This window comes from Paenibacillus sp. J23TS9, from assembly GCF_018403225.1.
Lineage (GTDB): Bacteria > Bacillota > Bacilli > Paenibacillales > Paenibacillaceae > Paenibacillus_AQ.
This window is the reverse complement of sequence record NZ_BOSG01000005.1, coordinates 403520-426413: the sequence shown is the minus strand read 5'-3', so window position 1 is coordinate 426413 and position 22894 is coordinate 403520. Positions and strand designations below refer to the sequence as shown.

The window sequence follows — 22894 nt, the reverse complement described above, 5'->3', positions numbered from 1 at the left end:
TTAGGCACGCCGCCAGCGTTCGTCCTGAGCCAGGATCAAACTCTCCAAGAAAGTTGATAGCTCATTTTGAAACTGACGAGATATAATGAAATTTTGAATTAAGCAATGCTAATCAAAATATTCATTAATGTTAATCTCATTTTTGCTCAACAAATCATTCAGCCAGAAGGCTTGAACCAATTTGCTTCGCGGTCGACCTTGCAAGCAAGGTCTGTATCTCACTCGTTGTTCAGTTTTCAAAGATCAAATTCTTTCTTTCGTTCATCACCGCATCTCAGCGGCAACTTTTATAATATATCATGGTCTTTCGAGATTTGCAAGCTTTTTTTCTTTATCTCTCAAAACCGTTCGGCATTTAGTAGATTTCTTGGCCGGAATAATAATATAACATATTATTCAGTTAAATAGCAAGCTTATTTTTAAATTAATTTATGAAGAATCCATTCTATGTACACGAAAAAGCAGACATAAAAAGTATGTCTGCTTTTCTACACCATATACTTTTGGTTCAACCTTTAATCCAAGGATTCTTCCGTTTTAAAGAAGAACCTTGTTTTTTGGATTTCTGGGGTGCTGCTTTTTCACGAGTAGCTTTGGCGCTATTCTTGGTGCTGCTAAGTGTTTTTACCTGTTTGGTGGATTCTACTTTAACCTCTTCATTAGACTCCGCAGCTTCAAATGATGTACTTGAAGCTTGTGCCGAATTTACACTAGCTGCTGAAACCGGCTCAGGCTGAGTCATTTGCTCTGGATACCCATATGACTGGGCCCGGTCCCATTCTGGATGGCCCATCCCTCCCCAACCTGGAAATTGCATATTCGGATCATGGAATTGCATATTCGGGTCATGGCCGTAAGCACCCAGCTGAGCATTCGGCATCGCTCCATAATTACCCATCATTGGAGCAGGATACGGATAGCACCATGCTGGGTAGACAAACTGAGGGCATCCTCCTGGATAATTAAACATCGGATCCACGTAATTCGGATTAGGTCCATGATAAGCTGGTGAGACATCTGAACAACCACAAGGATTATAAGCAGCAGGTTCATAATACATAGGGGACACGTTGCTATGATGATAAGGCTGATTGGGTTGATTGCTTACCGGTGACTGCATATTCGGTTCATAGAACATAGGGGACACATCGTTATGATGAAAAGGTTGATTAGGTTGGTTACTTACTGGTGACTGCATATTCGGTTCATAGAACATAGGAGACACATCGTTATGATGATAAGCGTGATTAGGTTGATTGCTTACCGGTGACTGCATATTCGGTTCATAGAACATAGGAGATACCTGATTGTGATGATAAGCGTGATTAGGTTGGTTGCTTACTGGTGACTGTATATTGGGTTCATAAGCTACAGGTGATTGGTGATTTTCCCAATGATTCTCTCCCCATTGTCCTCCACCCGGTATATGGGAATAAGGACTTACCCAAGATTGATTCGGCATGCAATCATCATCTTGGGCACTCTCTACAATGCCCGGATAATTCGATGTCTTTCCTGGATAAGGCATGTTGTTGTAGCTATGTTCTCCAAGAACACCTTCATCACATGGCATATTGTAGAACGATCCTACTTCCTGGGCTGGCACTGGGAACTGCATAAAAGGATGCTGCGCTCCCCCATAATTATCCTCGCATCCGCAAGGCTCCTCATGAACAGGCTTAACAGCCATCGGCTTATTTTCTGCAAGAGGCATTATATTAGGCATGACATTGGGGACTGTCATTTCAGGCATAACGTTTGGCGTCATATTAGGCATCACATTCGGCATGACATTCGGCATTGTCATCTCAGGCATAATATTCGGTGTCACATTCGGTTTTACCATTTCGGGCATTATGTTTGGCATCACATTCGGTACCGTCATTTCGGGCATAATGTTAGGTATGTTTGGCATGACATTGGGCACATTTGGAAGGGACATTTCGGGCATAAGATTAGGAAGTGGAAGGTTAGGTATTTCAAGCTGCTGAGGCTGCACGTTGATTGGAGCAGTAACCTCGGCCTTCGGTGCCGTTTCTTCTTTAGGGCCCGTATAAGCTTTCCCACCAGGGAGTACTTTGTCGGGATGCGCATTCGCATTCGCGATTGTGTTTGCATTTGAGTTTGTGTCTGCATTTGAATTCCCACTCGTTTTAGGAATGTTCACAACCTCCCCCACCAGCAATGCATTCGGATTTTTGAGCTGGGGATTGGCATCGATCATTTCCTTCAGTGAAACACCCCATGCTTTCGACAGCTTCCAGAGGCTATCCCCCTGTTTGACGACATGCTTATGGATAATTTGATCATTGCTGGGCACCTGCACCGGAACTGCAGGTATTTTCACCTTTTGTCCGATTTGCAGCTGATTGGGATCGGAAATTTGGGGATTAGCGTCGATGATTTTTTGCAGAGGAATATCATACTTTTTGGAAAGCTCATATAAAGTGTCGCCATTTTTCACAATGTGTATCTTCACGCGGCAAATACCTCCTAAACTCTTATAGGCGCATAAATCGTCCGCCTTCGTTACTACATCTTATGCACAGGATAGGCGGATGACATCCCTTATGACAAAAAAATCCTTCCATGAGCTTGTCATGAAAGGATTTTTGGGAACATGCGCGCGTGAACCGGGCTGAATTCTTAAGCTTCCCAGACTTTATAGCCGTCCTGAGTTACCGCTTTACGGAATTCTTCGAGCAATTTCAGCGTTATTGGACCTGCATGGCCTTCACCAATCACTCGTCCGTCAATTTCACGGGCTGCGATAACCTCTGCGGCCGTACCTGTGAAGAATACCTCGTCTGCTATATACACATCATGCATTGTGAACGGTTCTTCCTTCAGCTTGTAACCAAGCTTCTCGCACAACTCAATAATAGCCAGGCGTGTAATGCCTTCAAGAGCACCCAGATAGCATGGAGGGGTGTACACAACACCTTTTTTCACTAAGAAAATATTATCACCGGAGCCTTCGGTCACATATCCCTGCGCATTTAGCATAATCGCCTCATCCGCTTCAGCCAGATTCGACTGAATTTTCACCAGGATATTGTTCAAATAGTTCAGGGATTTAATCTTCGGATTCAAAGCATCCGGGAGATTGCGGCGCTGGGATACCGAAACGGCTCGCAATCCTTTCAAATAAGCCTCATCCGAGTAAATGGCAAGCTGTTCAACGATAATGAGCACCGTCGGATTTGGGCAGCGTCTTGGATCAAGACCCAGGTTGCCTACTCCACGGGACACCACCAAACGGATATAACCGTTTCTCATATCGTTACGGCGAATCGTTTCCGCCATGGCTTCGCGCATTTCCTCGAATGACAATGGAATGACAAGATCAATGGATTTTGCAGAATCATAAAGACGCTCCAGATGTTCATCGCATTTAAAAATATTACCTTCATAAATGCGGATTCCCTCAAAAATTCCATCTCCATATAAAAATCCGTGGTCAAAAACTGATACTTTTGCGTTCTCCTTGGTTACGTATTCACCATCCAAATAGATCCATTGCTCTGACATCAACTACAGCACCTCCGAAATTAATTCCTGATAAGTATAGCTTGGATAAGATCCTAGGACACGCACCTGACAGCCAAGTGCCTCGATTTCTTCAATCGCTGCGGTCAGTAGAACGGAATCCACCGATTCCAAGACATCGATATAAAAATAATAGCTGCCCAGCTTTTTCTTGGTAGGGCGCGATTCAATACGGGATAAGTTCAAACGTCTCCACGCAAAGGTAGCTAGAACCTGATGCAGCGCTCCGGCAAAATCCTCAGGAAGCGTAACCAGGACGCTTGTTTTCATTTGCTTAACCGGCTGTGGGACCTGCGTCAGTTCCTCCTTGCCAATCAATATAAACCGGGTGTAATTGTTATCATGGTCTGTCACACGTTCAGCCAAAATATCCAGCTGGTGCGTGGCAGCGCCGAGCGTCGTACCAATGGCCGCCATTCCAATACCTGGGTTATCCTTTACAATCCCGACAGCTTCCGTGGTGCTGCCTGCATTCACAAGCTCCGCTTGGGGAGCATGCTTGCGGATAAACTGCTGGCACTGCGCCATGGCTACAGGATGGGATAATATTTTCTGAATCCGGGTGTAATCCACCTCACCGGACTCCGTAATAAACTCTTCACGGTCTCCGATCAAATTCTGGATCGACGGATATACCCATTCAATCTGCATCGGAATGTCCACTTCGTTGACGAGCCAATCCATATGAAGACTCACGGAGCCTTCAATAGTATTTTCAATAGGAATGACGCTGTATTCCGTTTTCCCATGCACCGTCGACAAAAACACGTCGGAGATCAGCTTATGGTACACCAGTTCTACTGGTTCATCCCCGAACAGGAGCACAACCGCTTCGTGTGATACCGACCCTTCAGGCAATAATGCTATACGCTTCATGCTTTTACTTCCCCTTTTATCATTTCCAAAAATGAGCCAGACGGCATGCTGCCGATCAGCAGAGCTCCTTTACGCGAAGGGCTCAGCCAGCTTGCAGAAGCACGAATGCCCTCAGCCTTCATCGTATTCAGCAGATAAGTCTCCAGTTCCTTTTTGCGCTGTGATTGTCGTTCCACCAAGGCCAGTAATGTTGGACCCGCACCGCTAAGTGCAATGCCCAGCGCTCCATGGGCAACAGCATTTTCCAGGATCTCCGCCATACCAGGGACGAGCTCTGCACGGTAAGGCTGATGCAGACGATCAGACATTGCACGGCTGATTAAATCCAATCTGCCTTGGGCCAAGGCGGCTACCAGCAAAGAAGATCTGCTGATATTATATACCGCGTCCTTCCGGCTGATCTGTGCAGGAAGTCCTTTTCTCGCCTCAGAGGTGGAGAGCTGAAAATCCGGAATAACGACAAGCACCTCCAACTCCTCATGCGGTTCCATGCGGATGTAGTCCGCATGCAGGCCGTCCCATATGGCTGTAATGAGCCCGCCGAACAACGAGGCTCCGACATTATCAGGATGATCCTCGATGGCTGTTGCCATATCAAAGAGCTTTGCTTTCGAAAGTGGCGACCCAATTAATTCATTCGCAGCGAACAACGCACCGACAATTGCAGATGCGCTGCTGCCCAGGCCCCGTGTCAGCGGAATATCGGAGTACATGGATATCTCAAGCTCAGGTACCTGTACTCCAGCTTCGCGAAATACCATCTGGGCAACCTTGTACACCAGATTGCTTTTATCTGTTGGAATCCCATCCATTTCGTTTCCATATAAATGAATGACCGTTTCCTTAGATCCTTTCATTCCAATCCATGAGTACATTGAAAGTGCCATACCAAGCGTATCAAACCCCGGACCCAGATTCGCGGTGCTTGCAGGAATTCTCACACATACGCCTTCTGGTTTTATCATGCTCCGGCCTCTTCCAGTCTAGCGATGGCCTCCATAACAGCTGCTTCGTTGTCTGGCACAACAAGAGGATCAGCATTGACCGTTTTCAGCGCGACGTTTGGATCCTTAAGTCCATTCCCTGTCAAAACGCATACGACCGTTTCCCCGCCTTGGAAATAACCCTCCCGCTTGAGCTTAAGCACACCTGCAACGGAAGCCGCGGAAGCTGGCTCAGCAAAAACGCCTTCTCGGGATGCGATCATGCGGTAAGCAGTCAGAATTTCATCATCCGTTACATAATTGATGAGTCCGTTTGACTCCTCAGCTGCAGCAACCGCTGTTTTCCAGCTCGCTGGATTACCGATCCGAATTGCTGTAGCGATCGTTTCAGGCTCAAGAATCGGCTCGCCTTTCACAATTGCCATAGCGCCTTCAGCCTCAAAACCTACCATTTTCGGCAGCGAGGCTGCTTTACCTGCTTCATGGTACTCCTTAAAGCCTTTCCAGTAAGCCGAGATATTGCCGGCATTACCGACAGGAATAGCCAGCACGTCTGGTGCTTTGCCCAGCTGATCGACAACTTCAAATGCCGCCGTCTTTTGACCTTCAATGCGATATGGATTAACCGAGTTCACAAGTGTGATCGGATGCTTCGCCGTAATTTCGCGGACAATCTCCAAAGCCCGGTCAAAATTGCCCTCGATGGCTATTACCTTCGCTCCGTAGATCATCGCTTGAGCCAGCTTGCCGAGCGCGATATTGTTGTTCGGGATAAGTACGATGCAATTTAACCCTGCTCTGGCGGCATATGCTGCTGCTGCTGCAGAAGTGTTACCGGTAGAGGCACACATAATGGTACGGCTGCCTTCTTCGATTGCTTTGGCAACGGCCATGACCATGCCACGGTCCTTAAAAGAACCCGTAGGATTCAGTCCTTCATATTTGAAATACAGATCAAGTCCCAATTCCTCCGAAAGATTCTCCGCACGGATGAGCGGTGTGTTGCCTTCCTTTAATGTAAGTAAAGGCGTGTTTTCATTCACTGGCAGGTACGATTTGTAATTTTGAAGTAGTCCTTGGTATGACATGGGTATGGCTCCTTTTCTCTTTATAGATAAGGCAGAGGGAATTATCCCTCCACGCGGTATACACTCTTGATTTTACGGATGACCTGAAGTCCTTCGAAATGCTGCAGCACTTTGTCCATGCTCGATTTGGTGGCATTATGAGTGACGATGATGATTTCTGCTTCCGGATTTAATTCATTCGGCTGCTGGACCACCGATTCCAGACTGACTCCAAATTCGGCGAACACCTGGGTGATTCTTGCCAGGACACCTGCCTTATCATCCACATGAAGCAAAATGAAATTTTTAAACGAGATTTGCTCGTCGTTCTTCAGCTTCTTCGGCTTGTAAGGGACGATAGCCTTCAGGCCGTTCACACCGAGCTTCAGATTCTTGATCACCGCGACCAGATCCGCCACAACTGAAGTAGCCGTTGGCATCTCGCCCGCACCAGCACCGTAGAACATCGTTTCGCCTACAGCTTCACCATACACATAAACCGCGTTAAATACGCCATTTACGGAAGCAATCGGATGTCCTTTGCGTACCATGGTCGGCTGAACGCTGATGCTCACATGATCATCTTCCCGGTCGGCAATGCCCAGCAGCTTCATCTCATATCCTAGACGCTTGGCATACGTGATATCTTCTTTTGATACTTGAGAGATACCGCGTACACTGACATCCTTCAGCTCCACATTGGTGCGGAAGCCCAGCGTACCGAGAATCGCCATTTTACGGGCTGCATCCAGTCCTTCCACATCCGAGGTCGGGTCCGCTTCCGCATAACCAAGCTTTTGCGCCTCTTCAAGCACATCCCCGTACGAAGCGCCTTCCTGACTCATTTTTGTTAAAATAAAGTTCGTTGTCCCGTTCACGATCCCCATGATTTTCAATATGCGGTCGGACGAAAAGCCCTCAATTAAAGTCCGTATAATTGGAATGCCGCCGGCTACGCTGGCCTCATAGAAAACATCGCATTGCTTTTCTTGTGCCTTGGCCAAAATTTCCGATCCATGCAGAGCCATCAGATCCTTGTTTGCGGTTACGATATGCTTGCCGCGTTCCAAAGCTTCCAGAATATATGCCTTTGTATCTTCAACGCCGCCCATGACCTCAACGACCACATCAATTTCCGGATCACGGATGACTTCCCATGGATCTTCTGTCAGCTTGCTCTTGTCCACGTTGATGCTGCGGATCTTGTCGCTGTTCTTCACAGCGATTCTCTCAATGATAATTGGAGAACCGACCTGGCTGCTCAAATCTTCCTGATGTCCTTCCACAATCCTTACGACTCCCGTACCTACGGTGCCAAGTCCCAATAACCCTACTTTTACCGGCTTCATTCCCTTACCTCCTGTTTCATACGTTACATTCTATATTCATTTCATTCTAGCCTTGACCGATGAGATTTGCACGTTTGACACCAGCGCAATCCCGCAGGTTTTCCAGCATATCTCCAAGCTCATCGCTCATTCTGGAAACCTCAACGGATATCACGACATTCGCAATTCCCTGGAGTGGGATACTTTGGTGAATCGTCAGTACGTTCCCGCCAAAGCCAGCAACGAGACTTAATACTTTGGACAGCATTCCAGAGCGGTGCTCCATGTCTATGGAAATTGTAACAATACGCTCTCTTTCCAACTGGTTAATCAGATGGATACCGTCCTTATACTTGTAAAATGCGCTGCGGCTCATTCCAACCTGTTCCACAGCTTCATGCACCGTCTTCGCGTCACCGGCCGCAAGCAGCTGCTTTACCTGCATGGTTTTAACCACGGCTTCAGGTAAAATATCCTCACGGACCAAATAATAGCGTTCTTTCACGAACGTCCTCTCCTCAAAGACTGATGTTTTTATATAGTGGACATTATAAAGAAATGTTTCGGACGGGTCAATAGATTTAAGCCTTTTTGTACGGAAGAGTTACAAGGAAGCGCTTACGTTTTGTTTTTAAGAAAAAAAGCCGTCCAGGGTGCTTATTGCACCTTAAACGGCTCCTCATTTTAATAGTAACTGCTGCCTTCCACGAACTCAAATTCGAAGTCGGCGATACGGACGATCGTTCCTTCAACCGCGCCGCGTTTACGCAGCTCATCATCAATGCCCATATGACGCATCGTACGCGCAAGCTTCTGAATAGCCTCATGCGAATTCATCTGAATTCTCTTCAGCATTCCTTCAATCTTCACGCTGTGTACGACATATGCCTCATTATCTCTTGTGATGGTAAATGCATTGTTATCGTCTTTCTTGTCCAGCTTGTATACTTTTCTCTCCGTAGTCTCGGCCACTTCTTCGATATGAACCTCTTCCGGAATGGCGTCAAGAATATCTGCCGTACGGTAAAGGAGTTCCTGAACGCCTTGACGCGTAAGAGAAGAAATCGGCATAATCTCGATGTCAGGTCGCAGTTTCTGAACTTGTTCACGAAACATTGCAAGGTTTTCCTCAGCTTCAGGCATGTCCATTTTATTCGCAGCCACGATCTGTGGGCGCTCTGCGAGAGCGGCATTGTACAGCTTAAGCTCATCGTTGATTTTCACCCAGTCTTCGAATGGGTCACGGCCTTCGGATCCAGCCATATCGACGACATGGATAATGATCCGCGTACGTTCTACATGCCGCAGAAATTCATGTCCCAGACCCACGCCTTCATGGGCACCCTCAATCAGTCCAGGCAAATCAGCCATGACAAAGCTCCGGCCATCTCCTGCTTCGACCATACCAAGATTCGGAGTGATCGTTGTAAAATGGTAAGCGCCGATTTTAGGCTCTGCAGCAGAAACCACAGACAGCAGAGTAGATTTCCCGACACTCGGGAAGCCTACGAGGCCTACATCAGCCATGACCTTCAGTTCCATAACTAGATAACGCTCCTGGCCCTCTTCACCATTTTCAGCAATCTCAGGAGCTGGATTGTTAGGCGTAGCGAAACGGGTATTACCACGCCCACCGCGTCCACCGCGAGCTACAACGACCTGCTGGCCGTGTCGAACCATATCCGCGATTACCTCGCCTGTATCATCATCAATCAGAACGGTTCCTGGCGGAATCCGTACGATCATATTTTCTGCATTCGCACCATGCTGGCTCTTGTTCCGGCCTTTCACGCCGCGCTGGGCTTTAAAATGCCGCTGGTAACGGAAGTCCATCAGCGTACGCAGACCCTCGTCAACGCGGAAAATGATATCTCCGCCTCTTCCGCCGTCACCGCCGGCAGGTCCACCTTCAGGGACGTATTTCTCCCGGCGAAAGGCCACTAGCCCGTCACCTCCGTCGCCGCCTTTAACGTAAATCTTCGCTTTATCTACAAACATGACTTCACCTTCCTCATGACTCACACGGCACACGCAATTGAAACGAAGCCTGGGAGGGATGGAGCTGCTCCGCTTTCATTTTTTTGCCTTGTACCACATTATAAATTTGCTGCTTCAGCATTTCCGGATCTCCCATGGATCCATCTTCTTCAAAGCTCACGATAATATCCGCACCTTCCTGACGTAAACTCAAAAGCAGTTTACGGGTATCCCCCCAAGATACTCTTCCACTGTATTGATAAGCGCGAATCGTCTGCATGATCACAGCAGCCAAGTCGACACCATCCTGTGGACTCAGCTTATCCAGCTGCATATCATGATCCACTGCAATCTCAAGCTCCAGATTGCTGTTTGAAGTCCGGAACGATTGCAGATAGAAAACAAGTGACGGTATGCCAAGCTTTGAAATTTTGCTTTCTTGATTCATCCGCTCTTTTATTCTTTCCACACAATGTACGGCTTTATCAATTTTCCCAAGCTGAATATAACCGTACAATATCTGCAGGTCATTCATCCAGTCATGCCGATGGTGATTCAGCGTCCGTATAGCCGCCTCTTCAAAGCTTCGCAGCAATACCTGCTGTTCTTGCTCATGACGGCGGATAATTAGCATAAAGCCTCCTGCCAGTACAGCCGTCACCCATATCACCAGCACAATACTCCAGATGAGAGACTTGTCCTGTATAACGAAATATAATGGTATAGCTAAGGATATAGCGAATATAGCCAATATGGTCTTCCAGGATTTCAATAGCCTCTCCCCGTTCCTGATCACCGATCATTCTTACATCAATTACCAGTATAACACAGCAATCCTTGATAGATCATCTATCAACTGCAAGAAAAAACAGTATCCTCTTGTCCCGCAGCCATAACTTATCTCTTGATCGCCCGGAGAAAGGCCATATTCTGCTCAAAAGCGTCCTAATTGCAATATTGCCACAGCACTTATATAGACCTCAAATATTTAAAAAAAGCCTTCGGCAAGCACTGCCGAAGGCTCTTCTCGTTAATCCAACCCGTTTTGTGAAGACAACTTACGCTTCCACTGCTGCCGCTACCGGAGCGACATCAACAGGGTAGACGCTCACTTTTTTGCGATCGCGGCCCCAACGTTCGAATTTCACAACGCCGTCCACTTTTGCAAACAAAGTATCGTCTTTGCCGATGCCCACGTTCGTACCAGGATGAATTTTAGTTCCGCGTTGACGAACCAAAATGCTTCCGCCAGTAACGGTTTGTCCGTCAGCACGCTTAACGCCGAGGCGTTTTGCTTGGCTGTCGCGTCCGTTCTTTGTGGAACCAACACCCTTTTTCGATGCGAACAATTGAAGATTCAACTTTAACATGTTGTCTACCTCCTTCTTTGAGTAATAACTTCTTTTATTTGAATATACTTCCCGTATGATTCTGCAATCGAATTCAGCATGACTACCATAGACTCGAGCAGCAGTTGTGCTTGGCTTTCAGCATTTCCATTCCCGTCAACGGGAAGATAGGCGCTTAAAAAACCATCATTCATTCTGCTGTCCATTACGGTTCCGGTTAATGCCTCCAAGGAATTCACAGTTCCGACCGTGACCGTCGATATGCCGGCGCACACAATATCTTCACCATGTTTCGCATAGTTCGCATGTCCCTTTACCTCAAAGCCATGGATGCTGCCATCCTCTTGACGTAGTATGCGCACATTAATCAAATCAGTGCACCTTCTTACGCCTGGATTTTTTCGATGGTTACTTTAGTGTAAGGTTGACGATGGCCTTGTTTCTTGTGGTAGTTTTTCTTAGGTTTGTATTTGTATACTACAACCTTTGCACCTTTGCCATGTCTCTCCACTTTTGCGGTTACAGCTGCGCCGGAAACCAGTGGCGTACCTGCTACCAAACCGTTGTCATTAGATACGGCCAATACACGATCGAAAGTCACGCTTTCGCCGTCGCCCGCATTCAATTTTTCGATGTACAATACGTCGCCCTCTTGAACTTTGTATTGTTTACCGCCAGTTTCGATAATTGCGTACATTTGCTTGCACCTCCTCATGTCTCAGACTCGCCTGATCCAGGTGGCCGCCCTAAAGCTGCACTTTTCAACCCGACCGGAGCGGTTACAGCATGTGACAAGCATAAATACCGGACACATACTCATAGATATTAACATAACCCAGCTATCCGAGTCAATGGATGCCTAACAGGTTTATTTTACCCGTACCTTCACATGTATCACAAGGCTTCGCGAACAGCATAGCCGTATCATCGCGTACCTTTTTGCGTGTCAGCTCCAACAGACCCAGCTTGGTCCACCCGACTACATGACTTTTCGTACGGTCTTTACTCATACCTGCCTCCAGCCTGTCCACCACATCCTGACGATGCTGGTCCTGCTCCATATCAATAAAATCAACAATAATAATGCCGCCTACATCGCGGAGTCTGATCAGTCTGGCGATCTCTTCCGCAGCTAGTAAATTGGTGCGCGTCACCGTATCCTCCAGGCTGTCCCCGCCAATATATTTGCCTGTATTCACATCAACGACCGTAAGAGCCTCCGTTTGGTCCCAGACGATCGAGCCACCGCTTTCCAGAATGACCTTGCGCGAAAAATCCCGCTCCATCTGCTCCTGGATGCCAAAGCTTCTGAAAATATGTTCTTGTCCTTGATACACTGTAACAGGCAAATGACTGCCGTGTGCAATTTCCTCCAGGAACATTTCCGCTTCCCTGGCTCCTTTGGCGCTGTCGATTTGCAATTCATCCTGCTGCGGATCAAACACATCCCGGATAAACCGCTGTACAATACTTAGGTCCTGATGCAAAAGTGAGGGAGCCACGCTGGCGTCTGCGCGTTTTTGAATCATCCGCCACTGCTCACGAAGCAAATCGAGATCCCCAGCAATTGCGCCCGGATTCTCTTCCTCGGAGACCGTTCTCATGATGATGCCTTCCCCTTCATGCCGGATTTCTTCCCCCAGCATTTTCAGGCGGCTGCGTTCATGCTCTTTGCTGACCTTTTTGGAAACCGCAACATAATCGGCATTCGGCATATACACAACCCATCTTCCCGGGAGTGAGTAATGGGTGGTGACTCTCGGACCCTTGCTACCAAGCGGCTCCTTCATGACCTGTACAACCACTTCCTGCCCGACGCGGAGCAGATTCTCAATCGACGGTTTCTCTTTAGGCTGCTTCTCCAGATGGGGATGCAGCACATCGTCCACATACAAAAAAGCATTCTTTTTATGACCGATATCCACAAAAGCCGCCTGCATGCCCGGAAGCACATTGACGACACGTCCTTTATAAAAGCTCCCTACCAGACTGTGATTATGGCTGCGTTCAATCGCAAACTCTACCAGTTTGCCTTCCTCCACGAGGGCCATCTGCGTCTGCTTCGATTCATAATGAACAATCATTTGTTTCATGGCTCCACCCCTGCTAGAAGACATTTCCATTCCATTTTACCATGAAATCCCCTTTTTTAGCTTATAGCTCAAATTCAAATTTTGATCTCATTTCATTTATTAATTTATATGTGGAGCCCGGCGAAATAAGCCGAAATCAGGCGCTGCTCCGGAAGCATAGCAATAAGGCTGCCCTGCTTGTTAATCACATAAATGACATGATAATTCTCTCTTTTAAATAGACGCAAAATATTGTCCAAATGTTTCGCCTGATCCACAATGATCGGCTGTACCAACACCCCTGCCCGAGCCCCAGCGCCGAATCTATTTTCCCTGTTCATGAGAAATCTGGAAAACCGGTATGGTACATGCCGATAATCTATCCAGTTGGAGTACAGTAGAAAAATACCGATAAGCAGCAGGTTCAGCTGTATCCGCCCTTCTCCCTGCAGAAGCGGCAAAACCGAGAAGAAAACCACGCCCATACTGCATACAACGCTGATTCTTGAAGACCAGAGCAGGGTTGGATGATAGGGGAAAAGCAGACTGGCGGCAGCATGCACAACCTTGCCCCCATCCAAAGGGAGAACCGGCAGAAGATTAAATAACGCGATCATGGCGTTACCATAAATTACATAGTTCAAAAAGGCTCCGTCCCCCGGAATTATCTCACGCAGAAGCAGCGCCGCACCGATCATCAGAACATTTTGAAACGGGCCGGCGAGCGCAATGCCGATCTCTTTCCACGCAGTCAGCTGCCCGTGATCCTCCATTTCCACTACACCGCCAAACGGTAGCAACTGGACCGAGCGGATACGCACGCCAAAAAGCAGAGCAGCTGTCATATGCCCGAGTTCATGGATAAACACAATAGAAAATAAAACGATCAATTCTAAAAAATGACCGGTAATGACGGAAAACAACATGAGGATAACGAAAAAAGGATGCAGTGACAGCTTGATCCCCCGAATATTAATCAATAGGGATCACGCCCGCCGGGTCCACGTAATCACCGTCCTCTTTCAAGGAAAAAAATAAGGTCGGCGTCTCTCCCTCCGCTGCGGCCTTCAGCTGACCCACCGCATCACCGCCTTCGACCCAGTCATTTTTTTGCAGTCGGGTGTCTGCCAAATGACCATAGGAAGCCACAAGCTTTCCGGTATGCTGAATGGTAACGGTTATACCCGTCTCGGCATTACCTGAAACATCAATGACACGCCCTGTTTCTACACTCTTCACCTCAAGTGGAACATTTGAAACCTTGCTGGGTGCAATTTCAACGCCTTTTAGGTCCACTGCGAAAGCCTGGACGATCTCGCCCTCGATGGGTGGATACAGTGATTTGGAGGCATTTACTTTAAGCGGGGATATCTGATTTTGCCTGAAAATCGGTATGAATGCCGGTGCCTTGCCGAAATGGGACTCGTACCATGCCTCGGCTGCCTGAAAATCCATTTCACGGTTCAGCGACTGCATCACATAATCCTGCGCCTTGATACTCCAAGGCTGAGGAAATTTAAACAGCCCCCAGATGAGAGCAAATATAATCGCGCTGAAAAATAACCGCCACATGAATCCTGAAACGAAACGTGTTTTATGACGAAAGGGGCCGTGTCCTTTTGAATTCTCTTTTTTCCACAATTTCTCCGGATCTGGCTCCGGCATCAGTGATTCAGGCAATCTGCCTTTATTCCAGAGTTTGGGCGTGTCCGAAATGGGCTGCGGCATCGGCTTGACGACTGGATCCTCACTTAGCAAAAGATCCCTGATTCTCTCTTCCCTGCGCTGTTTGATGGAGGATTTCGTATCCATTGAGTGATCCCCTTTCGAGGCTTGTTTTTAATCTATTTTATGAGGGGATGTCTCTGTTTTAGAACAAGCCTGAGCTTGTCGTATGGATAAGCAGTAAGGGGATAGACAAAAAAAAGTCCCACTTCATCATGAAGAGGGACTTTGAACCGAATATGCCACTAAAGAATTTTTTGCACTTTGGTTGGAGCTGGAGCAGCGCCGGACTTTCGTTTGGTCAAATCCATTTTGCGCTGCAATATCCCGAGAACGATATCCGCCACGATAGCGAGCAAAGCTGCCGGTATCGCACCCGCGAAGATCCGAAGCGAGTTGTTGCTGTTCAATCCAGCGTATATTTCCCGGCCAAGCCCGCCTCCGCCGACAAGAGGTGCGATTGTTACGACCCCAATTGCGATGACAGCCGCAATGCGCAATCCCGACATGATATAAGTCAAGGACAACGGAAACCGAACTTTGATGAGCAGCTGAAAAGCGCTCATACCGATTCCTTTACCGGATTCGAGATAACTTGGATCAACCTGCTTCAAACCGACGTAGGTGTTCCGCGCAATGGGATTCAATGAATACAGGAAAAGTCCCACCATGACTGTCTTCGTTCCAAGTCCCAGCCACAGCATGAGCACAACCAGCATGGCCAGGCTTGGTACTACCTGAAGAATGTTCGTGATGAACAAAATGACCTTGGCAGCCCATTTGTTTTTGGAGCAAAGGATACCCAGCGGCACCCCAACGATAACCGCGAGGCCGAGCCCGATAACCACCATCGTAAGATGCTGGATGAAATATTCCCACAGCATGCCGCTGTTACGGGAAACATAAGACATAAAGTCCGAAAACGTTAAATGTTTACTTTCCATTGCTTACCCTCCTTTAGCCTTTCAAGAGGCCCTTTTGCTTTAAGTACGCATTGGCAACCTCACGCTCGCTTTTCTTCTCAATATCCACCTGATAATTGAGAGATATCATCGTATCCGCATCCAGATGACCGATTAAAGGCGCTATGGCATCCTTAATTTCGGGATGCTTTTTCAGAAGATCCGAACGCAGCACCGGGCTGGCATCATACGGAGGGAAGAATTGCTTGTCATCCTGCAGTGTCTGCAAATTATAAGCTTTCAGCCTGGAGTCTGTTGAATAGGCCAGCACAATGTCGACCTGCTTGTTGGCAACGGCGCTGTACACCAGACTGATTTCCATAGGGAAAATCTGGCCAAACTTGATTCCGTATGCCTTGGAAAATGCAGGATATCCATCCGTACTTCTCTCCAGCCACGTTGTATCCACACCAAGCTTCATATTGGCCATATCCTTTTTGACATCAGATATCTTGGTATAGCCTTTGGATTCTGCAAGCTCTTTTCTTATTGTGAATGCATAAGTATTTTCAAATCCAAGAGGCTCCATCCAAGTGAACTGATAATGCTTCTGAAAGCCCTCCTGGGCTTCCTTCAGAACCTCTTTACGGTCTTTGGTACCGCTGATCGGAAAATGGTTATTGAAAATTTCACCTGTATATAAAGTCGCCATCTGTACATCGTCTCTTTTCATCGCATTGATGACCAGGGAGCTCGATGCCAGATCCGGAATGATGTCCACGTTCAGATTGGTACGGTCTTCAATAAGAGCCTTGTACATCTCGGCTAGAATCTTAGTTTCGGTATAGGTTTGTGTACCGATTGTGACTTCGCTTTTTATACCACAGGCGGAAGTTAAACCGGTAAGAATAATTGCACAGACCAGCATCGGTATCCATTTGAGCTTATTCAGTTTCATCACGCCTCCCTTGTTCAGTCTGGGTCGCCGGTTCCAAAAGATCCTACTCATATGGCAGCATCCCGTGTCTGATGATAGCGTCTGCTAAGCCAGCCCTCTAGGAGTCCAAGCAAGCCGTCAGCGACAAGAGCAAGCAGGATGGCGCCAATGCCGCCGATAAATATCATCTCCGGCTTGTTAACACCAAGCCCCGATACGATGAGCTGGCCCAGACCTCCAGCGCCAATCAGGGAGGCGAGTGTTGCCCAGCTGATGATATAAACGGTGGTAATTCGGATCCCCGACATAATGTAGGGCAGCGATAAAGGAAGCTGAATTCTCAAAATCGTCTGTGCCGTACTGTACCCCATCCCTCTGGCGGAATTCAGCACACCTTCATCGACGGAGTGAAAACCATCATAGGTGTTCCGCAGGATTGGCATCAGGGAATATAGCAGCAGCGCCAGAATGGCAGGCTTCATGCCGATACCGAGCAGCGGAATCAGAATGGCCAGAAGCGCCAGGCTTGGAATCGTTTGAAACAAATTGGCTATAAAAAATACAACACTGTTTATCCAGCCCACCCGGCTGTATACCAGCAGAATACCGACCGGCACGGCAATAATCGTACCCAGGATCACTGCAGAGAACGACAAAACGAGATGTTCCTGCAGAGCCTTCAGAATATCCGGATAACGTTCCGTGATAAAGCTCCAGAATGCATTCATATCACTCATCCTCTCCGTTCAGCAGCGGAGGGACCATGGTAGGATATACTTCGGCCAAATGTTTAACTACACTGCCTCTTGTAATTAACCCGAGGAATCGGTTATTACTGTCTATTACAGGGAGATTGCTCAGCTGATGGCTGTCCATAATTTCGATTGCCTGCGGAAGCGTACTTCCGGAAGCAACGGAATAACGAACCGGATGCATAACATCCGCCACGGTTTTGCCTTCCTCACCGTACTGGTCAAGTACTCGATAGATAGAAACCGCGCCCTGCAACTGTTTGTTGCGATCCACAATCAGCAGCGAATCAACCCGCTTCATCTCCATCATCTTGATGGCTTCCGCAAGTCCCCTGCCCGGGAAGGCAGTTACCGGGTTGGTAATCATCACTTCATCCACAAGCGGGATTTCATAGATACTTTCATTCTCGTTCTCCAGACGCTTGGAACCGATAAAGTTACGGACAAAATCATTGGCCGGATGACGCAAAATGGTGTCCGGTTTACCGGTTTGTACCACTTCGCCATCTTTCATCAAAATGATAGTATCCGCAATCTTGATGGCTTCATCCATATCATGCGTAACAAAGATAATTGTTTTATGAAGGTCCTGCTGAAGCCGGATCAGCTCATCCTGCAGCTGCTCGCGGCTGATGGGGTCCAATGCGGAGAACGGCTCGTCCATCAGTATGATGTCAGGATCAGCCGCAAGTGCGCGCGCAACGCCCACACGCTGCTGCTGTCCACCGCTAAGCTCCGATGGATAACGGTTGCTGTATATCGTATGATCCAGACCAACCATATCCAGCAGTTCATTGACCTTTTGATCGATTTTGTCTTTATCCCACTTTTTCAGACGCGGAACAACACCCACGTTCTTGGAGATATTCATATGCGGAAACAAGCCGACACTTTGAATGACATAGCCGATATTGCGCCGCAGTTCAACCGGATTCAATCCTGAGATATCCTTACCATCGATCAGCACCTTGCCTGATGAGGACGTATTGAGCGCGTTAATCAGCTTCATCGTTGTCGATTTGCCGCAGCCGCTTGGCCCAATAAGGACAGTAATTTCCCCCTCTTTGAATTCGAGATTAATGTCTTTCAATGCGTGAAAGCCATTATCATAAACCTTGTTCACATGCTCCAGTACTATCATTCAATCGCCCCTTTGCAAGCAGTATCCATATTATGCGGAGCATTTGGCAAATCATCCATCGGGGAACCAAAAAACTGCTGAAAGAAATATGTGATGCCAGAGTCAAGGGAAGGCGACAGCCTTGTTATGTAGGAACGGAAATAAAACTAAGTAAGATGGCTCTCAAAGATTAATGGAATGGGATTAAGCGCATTGATAAGGGTTGGAAAAACGATCAAAGAGGAAGGCCTGAGGGTATTAACAAATTCAAGTCAAAAATCTCCGTTACGGCATTAACTTACATACCTTAAATTCCACCTTAATATGCATGTAGCTTTCCAAACTGTGCAATCACCCTATAATATCCATGCCATCCATCCGAAACATTCCAAGCCTGCAAGCCCATGTTCATATACAAGTAAGTATGCGCTCTCATGCGCAAACACCCCGTTCTTGTATATCTACGAGAAATCATGCTGCTGCCCTTTATGAAGCATTCAGCTGCTTCTCCTAGCCCAAATGGATAATATGCAAAATGCGTATGCAGGCAACAACCCCTTTAAGACTAGGACTGTATACCTGCAATAATATGTTTTATACATTTACCCATTTTGCCTAGGGATGAAACATAAATATTATTTTTTAGTGCCGCGGGTCCAAAATCCTCCATGAAGCTGGACCGGCTCTGTGACAACGATAAAGGCCTTTGGATCCAGCTCGAGAATCATGTTGTACAGCTTTTTCTGATTTTTACGCTTCGCCAAAACCTCGAACACCAGCCGATGACCGTCTCGGCCACTCCCAATCCATGAGGTAACTCCGTATCCGTTATCGCGCAGAACATTGGCCATACCGCTCTCCGGATCATTAAGAATAACCTTCATAGTGATATATCCAAGCGCAATCCGTCCCTCAATCCAAGAACCAACCAAAACTCCAAGCCCATAACCGACGGCATAAACCACAAGGCTGATCGGTTGATTCACATATTTAAGGACGATGCTGAGGCCAAGCACATAAATAGTAATTTCGAACATGCTGAGAACCGCGGCCAAATACTTCTGGCCTTTCAGCGTCAAGATCATACGCAATGTAAAAAAAGAGACATATACAATTTGAATAATAAAAATGGATGCAAGTATTCCAAGCATTCCGGATCACTCCTTTGTCAGTCTGAGATGAGTAACGGCGTTTACGGCTGTGCCGGACAAAAAATTTCTGTATGATGTAACTTAACCTGATTTGAAGCCCTATTATACAGGCCCACTGAAAACTAATAATTCTACAATTTAAAAAAGCCGCTGCTAGATAGCAGCGGCTTCAGGCATTTAGGTCAACCCATGCCAAATAGCTTTTTAAATTTCGAGAACATGCCCTTTTTCTGATCCAGATGCATCAGAGGCACCGTATCTCCCAGAATACGACGGGCAATATTGCGGTAAGCGATGGCTGCCCGCGAGTCGGGATTCATCACCGTTGGCTCTCCGCTGTTTGCGGCTTTGATAACATACTCATCATCAGGTACGATACCGATCAGATCAATATTCAGAACCTGGAGTACATCTTCAATATCCAGCATATCCCCCGTTTTCACCATATTCGGACGGATACGATTAACGACCAGCTTCGGAGATTCCACAGAGGAGCTTTCCAGCAGACCGATAATCCGGTCGGCATCACGAACAGCGGCATTTTCAGGCGTTGTCACGACAATAGCCTTGTCCGCGCCGGCGATGGCATTCTTGAATCCTTGCTCGATCCCCGCCGGGCAGTCGATAATTACATACTCATACTCTTTTTTCAGTTCAAGTATAATATCTCTGACCTGCTCTGGCGACACGGCGTTTTTATCCTTCGTCTGGGCGGCCGGCAGCATATACAGCTCATCGAAACGTTTATCTTTTACAAGCGCCTGATTCAAACGGCAGCGTCCTTCCGCAACATCACATAAATCGTAGATGATCCGATTTTCCAGACCCATGACCACATCCAAATTGCGCAGGCCAATGTCCGTATCCACCAGACAGACCTTCTTGCCAAGCAGCGCAAGCGCAGTCCCGATATTCGCCGATGTGGTGGTTTTCCCAACACCGCCTTTACCGGAAGTAACGACAATAGCCTCTCCCATGTGCTACACCCCTTTAAACACGTTAAAATCACGCCGTATCCTTACAATGTTGCTGATCTTGTCGATTTGCATGGCTCCATTCTGCAAAAATGCGAATTCCATATTGGTTTCACGCGTTTCCCATTCATCGGGTGGACGGCTGATTTGTTCTGCAATCCGAAGCTGTGTCGGGGCAAAATGGGATGCAGCGATAATAGCTTCTTCATTGCCTTCCAGCCCTGCATGCGCCATCCCCCGCAGAGCACCCAGTATATAAATGTCACCCGTGCATAGAATGCTGCCTCCCGGGTTCACGTCTCCCAAAAAAAGCAAATCTCCATTATGGCGCAGCACTTGTCCAGAGCGCACCATACCGCTCATAATCGCATAGACGGGAGCCTGCTCCGGCTCCGATTCAGGGAATTCGACAGAGCGGATGAGCAAATTTCCCTTTTGTTTTAAAATATCGAGCATGTTTTGCTTCTGATCTTCCGTAATGCGCCTTGAACCCATCTTTACATCCACATGAATAATGGGGCCGGTCAAAATATTTTGATGGCTGTGCTCCAATTTGTACCGGAGCTCACTCAACAGTTCATCATATTCACATTCATCGTCAAGCAGGAATACCAGGCCATCTTTGATGCCCTTGATCGTGACATGATTCGATTTCACTGCCATGCCTGTCCCCCCTATCTCATTACATTTCGTCTTCGGATGGCGAAGTTCCTGCTGGAAAAGAAAAATGGCGGTGAGGATTACGCCGCCTTCTCTTTTTTCTCCCGTCTTGCAATCTTTTCAAGCTGCTTCCGGAGAGGAACATAGATTATAAGCCCGAACACAAAATGGACAACGAGATCGGGTAGAATATGATGCAGGAGATTCCAGTCATAGGAGACCTGCGTTAACGAGAACACCCGGTAAATGGCAAACAGCATGCTATCAAATAGCAGACTGCCCAAAATCACCACAGTCATCATAAGCGGCATCGGAGCCCGTGGAACCCGAAAAATAAATCCCATAATGTAAGTTGAAAATCCCATAACGAGGGAATAAGTGCCGATCATTTCTCCATAAAAAACCACATCATGGAGCATACCGAATATAATGCCGAGAACGAGTGCTGTGTGTCGATGATGATATACGGATACAAATAACAAAACGATAAAAACCAGATTCGGCATGATGACATTTTGCCAGGAGACGGGCAGCAGCCACGGAATGATTGTCCCTTCAATAATAAACAGAAGAAACAGCAGCAGGACTAAAACTTGCTTGCGCACCATCATTACTGCTGAACCTCCGGAGTAAAGACGACGAACAGCTGCTTCCAGTCCTGGAATTCCGCCTCAGGCTCAATCGTTGCTGTCTTCGTTTTACCGAATTTGCTCTCCTGAACACTTTTCACCTTGCCGATAATCAAGCCGCGTGGATACTTATCTGTATCTCCCAATGACACGATCATGTCGTCCTTTTTAATCGGGTCTGTTTGCTTGATTTGAGTCATCAAGAGCATTTGAGTTGCATCGTCATAGCTCTCAATAATACCAAAAGTCTGATGATTATTCATCGATGTCGCTGCAATTCCGTTGGAGTTCGGGTCCTTCGCATCCATCGTCGTAATCAGCTTTACAGTAGATGTAAAATTGCTGACATGACTGATCACACCCACAAGTCCTTTAATAGAAATCACCGACTGGCCGACCTTAACACCATCACGTTCACCAAGGTCGATCACCAGGGAACGGTTCACGGTGTCCGAGTTCACACTGATGACCTGCGCAATATGATAGCTGTAATCGAACTTCTCCATTTGGGCTTTCGTGAAGTGAAGCGACTCCTTGAGCGACTTATTTTCTTCTTCCATGAAATTATAATTGGCCTTTTCACGTGTATACTGAGCCAACGCAATTTTCAGCTTCTCATTTTCCTTGTACGTATCGCGCATATTGCCGATATCTTTAAACAAGCCCGCTACATAGCCAGCGGGCTTATAAAATATATTCTGGGCAAAGCCGACAGTGTCTCTGAGAAACTTCTCGGGCCAGGATAGTGTTGCCCTGGGACCGAGCGTGAAACCCATCAGCGCGATAAACATGACAAGGGCTATCAAAATCACAAATAAGCGTTTGTTGCCAAGCAGCTTAAACAGTTTCAACACCCTCTAACTCTACTGATTTCTCTCCCAT

Annotated in this window: 24 protein-coding genes and 1 other annotated feature; all 24 genes read right to left on the bottom strand. The window is 47.2% G+C overall.

From position 1 onward, the window contains the following. Nucleotides 1-508 precede the first annotated feature (508 nt). The 24 genes from KJS65_RS25900 to mreC all read right to left on the bottom strand — a co-directional run bounded on the left by KJS65_RS25900 (nucleotide 509) and on the right by mreC (nucleotide 22866). Nucleotides 509-2479, bottom strand: a complete 1971-nt coding sequence (locus KJS65_RS25900) for a LysM peptidoglycan-binding domain-containing protein (protein ID WP_213652683.1) — start codon at nucleotides 2477-2479, stop codon at nucleotides 509-511. 167 nt (nucleotides 2480-2646) lie between these two features. Continuing rightward, nucleotides 2647-3531, bottom strand: coding sequence for a branched-chain-amino-acid transaminase (gene ilvE, locus KJS65_RS25895; protein ID WP_213652682.1), 885 nt, complete (start codon nucleotides 3529-3531; stop codon nucleotides 2647-2649). A gap of 3 nt (nucleotides 3532-3534) precedes the next feature. Beyond that, nucleotides 3535-4425 carry a prephenate dehydratase gene (pheA, locus tag KJS65_RS25890; protein ID WP_213652681.1) on the bottom strand — a complete coding sequence of 297 codons (891 nt, stop codon included), beginning with the start codon at nucleotides 4423-4425 and terminating at the stop codon, nucleotides 3535-3537. Then, a complete protein-coding gene (gene thrB / locus KJS65_RS25885; protein WP_213652680.1) occupies nucleotides 4422-5390 on the bottom strand; it encodes a homoserine kinase in 969 nt (322 codons plus the stop codon). The genes pheA and thrB overlap by 4 nt, the downstream gene beginning before the upstream one ends. Continuing rightward, entirely contained in the window at nucleotides 5387-6457 is a 1071-nt protein-coding gene (gene thrC / locus KJS65_RS25880) for a threonine synthase (protein WP_213652679.1), read from the bottom strand. The genes thrB and thrC overlap by 4 nt, the downstream gene beginning before the upstream one ends. Nucleotides 6458-6498: 41 nt before the next feature. Then, nucleotides 6499-7785 carry a homoserine dehydrogenase gene (locus tag KJS65_RS25875; RefSeq protein WP_213652678.1) on the bottom strand — a complete coding sequence of 429 codons (1287 nt, stop codon included), beginning with the start codon at nucleotides 7783-7785 and terminating at the stop codon, nucleotides 6499-6501. Nucleotides 7786-7831: 46 nt separating this feature from the next. Then, entirely contained in the window at nucleotides 7832-8269 is a 438-nt protein-coding gene (locus KJS65_RS25870; protein ID WP_136608250.1) for an ACT domain-containing protein, read from the bottom strand. Nucleotides 8270-8448: 179 nt separating this feature from the next. After that, a complete protein-coding gene (obgE, locus tag KJS65_RS25865) occupies nucleotides 8449-9762 on the bottom strand; it encodes a GTPase ObgE (RefSeq protein ID WP_213652677.1) in 1314 nt (437 codons plus the stop codon). A gap of 13 nt (nucleotides 9763-9775) precedes the next feature. Next, nucleotides 9776-10411 (bottom strand): Spo0B domain-containing protein, encoded by a 636-nt coding sequence (locus KJS65_RS25860; RefSeq protein WP_244864813.1) that lies wholly within the window; start codon nucleotides 10409-10411, stop codon nucleotides 9776-9778. A 388-nt stretch (nucleotides 10412-10799) separates the two neighbouring features. Continuing rightward, nucleotides 10800-11111, bottom strand: coding sequence for a 50S ribosomal protein L27 (rpmA, locus tag KJS65_RS25855; protein WP_076174421.1), 312 nt, complete (start codon nucleotides 11109-11111; stop codon nucleotides 10800-10802). Between the two features lie 5 nt (nucleotides 11112-11116). Then, nucleotides 11117-11461: a ribosomal-processing cysteine protease Prp gene (locus KJS65_RS25850; protein ID WP_213652675.1), complete on the bottom strand. Its 345-nt coding sequence runs from the start codon at nucleotides 11459-11461 to the stop codon at nucleotides 11117-11119. Between the two features lie 14 nt (nucleotides 11462-11475). Continuing rightward, the gene (gene rplU, locus KJS65_RS25845) at nucleotides 11476-11787 is read right to left on the bottom strand and encodes a 50S ribosomal protein L21 (protein ID WP_136608255.1); all 312 of its coding nucleotides are present in this window, start codon (nucleotides 11785-11787) and stop codon (nucleotides 11476-11478) included. 13 nt (nucleotides 11788-11800) lie between these two features. Next, nucleotides 11801-11881, bottom strand: a sequence feature (ribosomal protein L21 leader region). Nucleotides 11882-11938: 57 nt separating this feature from the next. After that, nucleotides 11939-13183: an Rne/Rng family ribonuclease gene (locus tag KJS65_RS25840; protein WP_213652674.1), complete on the bottom strand. Its 1245-nt coding sequence runs from the start codon at nucleotides 13181-13183 to the stop codon at nucleotides 11939-11941. A 104-nt stretch (nucleotides 13184-13287) separates the two neighbouring features. Continuing rightward, a complete protein-coding gene (locus KJS65_RS25835; protein ID WP_213652673.1) occupies nucleotides 13288-14142 on the bottom strand; it encodes a M50 family metallopeptidase in 855 nt (284 codons plus the stop codon). Then, on the bottom strand, nucleotides 14135-14974 hold the full coding sequence (locus KJS65_RS25830) for a M23 family metallopeptidase (RefSeq protein ID WP_213652672.1): 840 nt from the start codon (nucleotides 14972-14974) through the stop codon (nucleotides 14135-14137). Before KJS65_RS25830 ends, KJS65_RS25835 begins: the two co-directional genes overlap by 8 nt. A gap of 158 nt (nucleotides 14975-15132) precedes the next feature. Next, nucleotides 15133-15831 carry an ABC transporter permease gene (locus KJS65_RS25825; RefSeq protein ID WP_213652671.1) on the bottom strand — a complete coding sequence of 233 codons (699 nt, stop codon included), beginning with the start codon at nucleotides 15829-15831 and terminating at the stop codon, nucleotides 15133-15135. Between the two features lie 13 nt (nucleotides 15832-15844). Further along, nucleotides 15845-16747, bottom strand: coding sequence for an osmoprotectant ABC transporter substrate-binding protein (locus KJS65_RS25820; RefSeq protein ID WP_213652670.1), 903 nt, complete (start codon nucleotides 16745-16747; stop codon nucleotides 15845-15847). A 47-nt stretch (nucleotides 16748-16794) separates the two neighbouring features. Then, nucleotides 16795-17454 (bottom strand): ABC transporter permease, encoded by a 660-nt coding sequence (locus KJS65_RS25815; RefSeq protein ID WP_213652669.1) that lies wholly within the window; start codon nucleotides 17452-17454, stop codon nucleotides 16795-16797. Between the two features lies 1 nt (nucleotide 17455). Continuing rightward, a complete protein-coding gene (locus KJS65_RS25810) occupies nucleotides 17456-18619 on the bottom strand; it encodes an ABC transporter ATP-binding protein (RefSeq protein WP_213652668.1) in 1164 nt (387 codons plus the stop codon). Nucleotides 18620-19233: 614 nt separating this feature from the next. Then, a complete protein-coding gene (locus tag KJS65_RS25805) occupies nucleotides 19234-19749 on the bottom strand; it encodes a DUF2179 domain-containing protein (RefSeq protein WP_136608262.1) in 516 nt (171 codons plus the stop codon). A 182-nt stretch (nucleotides 19750-19931) separates the two neighbouring features. After that, nucleotides 19932-20726 (bottom strand): septum site-determining protein MinD, encoded by a 795-nt coding sequence (gene minD, locus KJS65_RS25800; protein ID WP_136608263.1) that lies wholly within the window; start codon nucleotides 20724-20726, stop codon nucleotides 19932-19934. Between the two features lie 3 nt (nucleotides 20727-20729). Next, nucleotides 20730-21386, bottom strand: coding sequence for a septum site-determining protein MinC (gene minC, locus KJS65_RS25795; RefSeq protein ID WP_213652667.1), 657 nt, complete (start codon nucleotides 21384-21386; stop codon nucleotides 20730-20732). Between the two features lie 77 nt (nucleotides 21387-21463). Next, a complete protein-coding gene (mreD, locus tag KJS65_RS25790) occupies nucleotides 21464-21994 on the bottom strand; it encodes a rod shape-determining protein MreD (protein ID WP_213652666.1) in 531 nt (176 codons plus the stop codon). Continuing rightward, a complete protein-coding gene (gene mreC, locus KJS65_RS25785; RefSeq protein WP_213652665.1) occupies nucleotides 21994-22866 on the bottom strand; it encodes a rod shape-determining protein MreC in 873 nt (290 codons plus the stop codon). Before mreC ends, mreD begins: the two co-directional genes overlap by 1 nt. Between the last annotated feature and the right edge of the window lie 28 nt (nucleotides 22867-22894).

Excerpts from the sequence above, each read along its gene's own strand:
- ilvE (WP_213652682.1), bottom strand. The coding sequence starts at position 3,531 with ATGTCAGAGCAATGGATCTATTTGGATGGTGAATACGTAACCAAGGAG.
- pheA (WP_213652681.1), bottom strand. The coding sequence starts at position 4,425 with ATGAAGCGTATAGCATTATTGCCTGAAGGGTCGGTATCACACGAAGCG.
- thrB (WP_213652680.1), bottom strand. The coding sequence starts at position 5,390 with ATGATAAAACCAGAAGGCGTATGTGTGAGAATTCCTGCAAGCACCGCG.
- thrC (WP_213652679.1), bottom strand. The coding sequence starts at position 6,457 with ATGTCATACCAAGGACTACTTCAAAATTACAAATCGTACCTGCCAGTG.
- KJS65_RS25875 (WP_213652678.1), bottom strand. The coding sequence starts at position 7,785 with ATGAAGCCGGTAAAAGTAGGGTTATTGGGACTTGGCACCGTAGGTACG.
- obgE (WP_213652677.1), bottom strand. The coding sequence starts at position 9,762 with ATGTTTGTAGATAAAGCGAAGATTTACGTTAAAGGCGGCGACGGAGGT.
- rpmA (WP_076174421.1), bottom strand. The coding sequence starts at position 11,111 with ATGTTAAAGTTGAATCTTCAATTGTTCGCATCGAAAAAGGGTGTTGGT.
- rplU (WP_136608255.1), bottom strand. The coding sequence starts at position 11,787 with ATGTACGCAATTATCGAAACTGGCGGTAAACAATACAAAGTTCAAGAG.
- KJS65_RS25840 (WP_213652674.1), bottom strand. The coding sequence starts at position 13,183 with ATGAAACAAATGATTGTTCATTATGAATCGAAGCAGACGCAGATGGCC.
- KJS65_RS25830 (WP_213652672.1), bottom strand. The coding sequence starts at position 14,974 with ATGGATACGAAATCCTCCATCAAACAGCGCAGGGAAGAGAGAATCAGG.
- KJS65_RS25825 (WP_213652671.1), bottom strand. The coding sequence starts at position 15,831 with ATGGAAAGTAAACATTTAACGTTTTCGGACTTTATGTCTTATGTTTCC.
- KJS65_RS25820 (WP_213652670.1), bottom strand. The coding sequence starts at position 16,747 with ATGAAACTGAATAAGCTCAAATGGATACCGATGCTGGTCTGTGCAATT.
- KJS65_RS25815 (WP_213652669.1), bottom strand. The coding sequence starts at position 17,454 with ATGAATGCATTCTGGAGCTTTATCACGGAACGTTATCCGGATATTCTG.
- KJS65_RS25810 (WP_213652668.1), bottom strand. The coding sequence starts at position 18,619 with ATGATAGTACTGGAGCATGTGAACAAGGTTTATGATAATGGCTTTCAC.
- KJS65_RS25805 (WP_136608262.1), bottom strand. The coding sequence starts at position 19,749 with ATGCTTGGAATACTTGCATCCATTTTTATTATTCAAATTGTATATGTC.
- minD (WP_136608263.1), bottom strand. The coding sequence starts at position 20,726 with ATGGGAGAGGCTATTGTCGTTACTTCCGGTAAAGGCGGTGTTGGGAAA.
- minC (WP_213652667.1), bottom strand. The coding sequence starts at position 21,386 with ATGGCAGTGAAATCGAATCATGTCACGATCAAGGGCATCAAAGATGGC.
- mreD (WP_213652666.1), bottom strand. The coding sequence starts at position 21,994 with ATGATGGTGCGCAAGCAAGTTTTAGTCCTGCTGCTGTTTCTTCTGTTT.